We start from the raw sequence: 4,952 nt of genomic DNA, 5'->3' as shown, positions 1-4,952 counted from the left end.
GAGTATTACTTGGAGCAAAAAAATAAAAAAAACAAACGGTCAGAGTTTGTATACCAACGACATTGTTTAACCAATAAAGCGTTATTTAGTAAATAAATTTAGCTATTAGTCCTTAGTAATTATTCCTTAGCATAAAGCCAAAAACAAATCACTAAGGACTATTAACTATATACTAGAAACTAGAAGTTAGATCCAGTAGTATCCCACCACAATCTTGTTCCTCCATTATCTGGTCCACCTAGTTTAGCTAAACCAGTAGCTACACCACCTGGATTCCCATCTTTTTCAGATTGAACGAAGTTCACTCTACGAACACCTAGAGCAGAAGATATTTTACCACCACTAGTATTTTTAAGTACTGGAAGTAATTTAGGATATCCAGTTCTTCTGTATTCTGACCATGCTTCTTGTCCTTCTGGGAAACCTGCAATCCATTTTTGAGTTATAATTTTTTGCAATTTCACTTCATTAGTGGCGGCTGCATCCCAAGCAACAGTTACAGTATTTAGTGCAGCTCCATTATTTACTGGGAAATTTGGATCTACATAATCTTTGGCTGTTTTAGCATTATCAGCGATGTAAGCAGCTACACCAGAAACTCCGTGTTGAGCAAAAGAGTTTGTGATTCCTAATTCATACAAACTTTGAGCTGTTCCACCCATATTCCATCCTCTTAATGCTCCTTCAGCTCTTAACAAATAAACTTCGGCAGTTGTCATTAATACAATTTCTTTAGAATTAACTATTGGTCCAATTTCAGAAAAATCTACGTGATCAGCTTTAGCAGCTATCTCAATACCTGTTCTAACACCTTTGTATTGCCCCGGAAACTGCGCAGATGTTTTGAAAAACACAGGAAGTCTTGGATCTTGATATCCTCCCATAATTGACTCCATATCTGCTGACATTCTGACGTCACCCCAAGCAGCACTAATGGTAGCTATTGGGTTGTTGAAATTTGGAGAAACAATTTTAAATAAATCATCATTTGTAGTCATTACTCCAAATTTTTGAGCAATGGCTTTTTCAGCTTCAGCTTTAGCTAAAGTTGGATTTTTCTTTACAATACGCATGGCTAAACGCAAACGCAAAGAGTTTGCAAATTTTACCCATTTCTTGTAATCACCTTTATATCCTGATAGATCTGTAGTTGTAAAAGTTGAGGGTTCTGCTGCATCTACTCTTTTTGTCAAATCAGTAACTGCAAAATCCAATTCTTTGAACATCAAATTGTATACTTCTTCCTGTGAGTCATATCCAATTGTTTTATCAGTAGTTCCAAATTTTGAATAAACTATTGGTCCATAGGTATCTGTAACTCTATGCATTCCTTCCACTTTCAAAATCAAAGCTAAAGCATAAAATTGATCGTATTTCCCTTTGGCTTTTTGTTCAACAGAATAGGCATTATACATTACATCACCATAAGCAGCTCCCCATGCAAAACCATTCCATCCATCAACTAAATCATAAGTAGTGTTATTGGTTCCTCCTCTAAAAGCAGTACCTGTAGCCATATAACCAGACCAAATATCACCTTGAAGCCCTTGTTGCACTTGGTATTTCCATTCTGGAGTCAAGACAATAATGTTATTAAACATAGGAGCAAAAGCACCTTTGATATTATTAAAATCTTGTTCATATTGCGCCTCAGTAATACCCGTTGGATTGGTATTAATATCCTCAAAATTGTTTGTACAACTTACTGCTGCGAGTAAGGAAACACAAATAGCTGTTTTTTTAATTGTATTTAATTTCATGTTTTTTTAATTAGAAAGTTACGTTTAAGTTAAGACCTATACTTCTTGTAGATGGCATTCCATAAACATCTATCCCTTGTAAACCTTCACCAGTACTTAATGAAATGTTTGGGTCAAAAGGAGCATCTTTGTAGATAAATCCTAAGTTTCTAGCAATTAAAGACAAGCTTGCTGATTGCAAAAATGGTATTTTTTTAGTGTTGAATGTATATCCAACAGAAACCTCTCTTAAACTTACATTTGTAGCATCATATACATATTCTCCTGTTGCTCCAGCTCTACCACCAACTTGTTTGTAATAACTTTCTGCAGGATATTTACCTGAATAAGCATTTCCGTTTGGATAAACTGCATTAATAGCTACACCTCCTGCATTTCTTGCGTCACCAGTTGCTTTTGAAACACCAAACTCGTCGTTTGTAGCTTCTGTCAAGCTCATTACTTCTCCACCAAATCTTGCATCAACTAATACATTCGCAAAAAACGAACCTACTTTGAATGAGTTAGAAAAACCTAACATAAAATCTGGATTAGAGTTTCCTACTTCTTCAAATTCTGTTTTTTGAATAGTTCCATCAGCATTCAATAATACTTTACCTTGTGCATCTCTCTTAATATTTACTCCTTCAATAACACCAAATGGTTTACCTTGCTGTAATACATATCTGTAGTTATTTACTCCAGCTTCTGTCAAGATTACTTTTCCTCCTAATTCTGCTGGAATTTCTTCTACTTTATTTATATTTTTAGAATAATTTACTGTTGCATCCCAAGAGAATTTATTTCCTTTAATAATTTTACCGGTTACTACAGCTTCAAAACCTTTGTTAGAAATACTTCCTGCATTAATTCCGTAATATTTAACTCCTAATGGATTTGTTGGTGGCGCTAAAACTTGTAAATATTGGTGTTTAGTATTTGAATTATAGTAAGACAATTCAAATACTAAACGGTTGTCAAACATTCTCCATTCCGTTCCGATTTCAATCTCAGATTTTAACTCAGGACGCAAAGAGGTTCCTGGTTGTGGAGCAACTGTAGCTGGCTTATTACCTTCAATTGTAAAACCATAAGTTGGAGAAGTTACGAATGGAAAAATATCATTACCTACTTGAGCATAAGTAGCACGCACTTTACCGTAATTTACAAATTCTGGCATTTTTACCATTTCACTAAGAATAGCTGTTACCCCAACAGATGGGTAGAAAAATCCTGTGTTGTCAGTATTAACCAATGTAGAAGACCAGTCATTTCTTGCTGCCAAGTCTAAGAATAACATCTCTTTGTATCCAAAAGTTGTTGCTGCAAAAACTGATTGAACTTCTTTTCTTGAATCAACAGTTTGTAAGTTTAATGCGTTATTTACAAAATTACCCAAAGTAAACCAGTTCGCAATTTGCAAACCTCCACCAATTCCAGAATCTAATGTTGTTCTTTTATTAGCCAAAGTATTCGTGATACTTGAACCGATATTAGCATTAAAACTAAAATCATCATTAAATTTAGTATTAATGGTAGCGATTAAATCAGCATAACGTTGAGTACTCAAGTTATTGATGTCAATATATCTACCATTTATATGAGATAATGTACCTTGAGTAGTAGCAAAAACTTCTTTTGTAAATCCACTTTCAACTCTATTATAACTATATCTAGTGGCAATAGATAACCAATCTGTTGCTTTATAATCTAAAGCTAAGTTTCCATTAAAAAATTGATTCGTATCTTCAGATTTGTTTCTGTTGATTCCCCAAAAAGGATTTTGCATAATATCTCTATTAGTCATCCAATTTTGAACATTCATATTTCTAGTAGGGTTAAAAACTTCGAAATTCTTTTTATATTCGTTAAAGTCATTCCCTCTTGGCATTAAATATACACCCGTCAATGGGTTAAAGTACAAACCATTTACTGGTCTATTATTTACAGTACGTGTAGTATAATTTGCATTTGCAGCAACAGTTAATTTATCCGATAATTTACCTGATTGACGGAAACCAAAATTATTTTGTTTCAAACCATTTCCAGGAATAATCCCAGATCCTGTTGTATTTGCATAAGATAATGAAGTAGATGCCACATCAGAAGCTGTTGTGAAATTAACCGAAGAAATTTGAGTACTTCCAGTTTCAAAAAAATCTTTTACGTGATCATTTACTTTTTGCTTTGCTCCCCAAGTTTCTTCACCACCTGCAACCGCAACATAATCATTTTGGAATTTTGGTAAGTAAGCAGCTGATTCAAATGTGGATACAGAAGAAGCTTTTAATTGAGCTTTACCTTGTTTTGCTTTTTTAGAAGACAATAATACTACGCCATTTGCTCCTTGCGAACCATATAAAACCGATGCTGCTGCACCTTTCAAAACAGTCATTCCTTCATAATCATCTGGATTAATCAAAGAAACTACATCCCCACCATCACGGTTTCCACCAGCTGTATCCCCAAAAGCATTGTTTGGTTGTCCTGCTGATCCATTATATAAAGGAATACCATCTATAACATATAATGGCTGGTTATTGCTTACAGAAGAATTACCACGAATAACTACTTTAGTAGATCCTCCAGTACCACCAGAACTTCTTGTTACAGCAACACCAGCAATTTTACCTGCTATAGTATTAATAATGTTCGCGTCTTTTACTCTTGTTAACTCTTCACCTTTTAACTCTTGAGCAGCATAAGTAAGAGATTTTCTTGTTTTCTTAATCCCTAATGAAGTTACTACAACTTCGGTTAATGCTGTTGTAGCACCACTGTTCAATATTATTTTAATAGTATCTGCATCACCAACTACTACCGATTTCGTTTCATATCCTAAATAAGATACTACTAAAGTTTTACCCACACTTACTTGGATAGCAAAATTACCATCAAAATCAGTGGTTGCTCCTTTTGATTCTCCCTGTACTTGAACATTTGCAGAAGGAATTGGCATACCGCTGGCATCAGTTACCGTTCCTTTGAGCGTTTTTACTTGCGCAAATGAAAGTTGCGAAGCAAAAATAATCATAACGATTAATAAAATTTGTTTCATTTTTTTTAATGTATTAGTTAGTTATAATATAAAATTATCTTTAAGATTTTGTTAAAAAAAATAAATTATACCAACAGTATCGTTTTTTAAACGAACGACATCTTTTGTTCAATAATATGTTACACGAAAACGTTTTCTAATTTTCATTACATTTA

General features: G+C 33.8%; 2 protein-coding genes. Both read right to left on the bottom strand.

Annotated features, from left to right (window positions below):
- Positions 1-179: 179 nt before the first annotated feature.
- Positions 180-1,760: a RagB/SusD family nutrient uptake outer membrane protein gene (locus FPG59_RS13835; RefSeq protein WP_086455171.1), complete on the bottom strand. Its 1,581-nt coding sequence runs from the start codon at positions 1,758-1,760 to the stop codon at positions 180-182.
- Between the two features lie 10 nt (positions 1,761-1,770).
- Positions 1,771-4,797, bottom strand: coding sequence for a SusC/RagA family TonB-linked outer membrane protein (locus FPG59_RS13830; protein WP_086455170.1), 3,027 nt, complete (start codon positions 4,795-4,797; stop codon positions 1,771-1,773).
- Positions 4,798-4,952 lie beyond the last annotated feature (155 nt).

It is taken from the genome of Flavobacterium sp. FPG59, assembly GCF_002150205.1.
In the GTDB taxonomy this organism is placed as follows: domain Bacteria; phylum Bacteroidota; class Bacteroidia; order Flavobacteriales; family Flavobacteriaceae; genus Flavobacterium.
The sequence above is the reverse complement of the archived record's forward strand: the minus strand, read 5'-3'. Positions and strand labels throughout refer to the sequence as shown.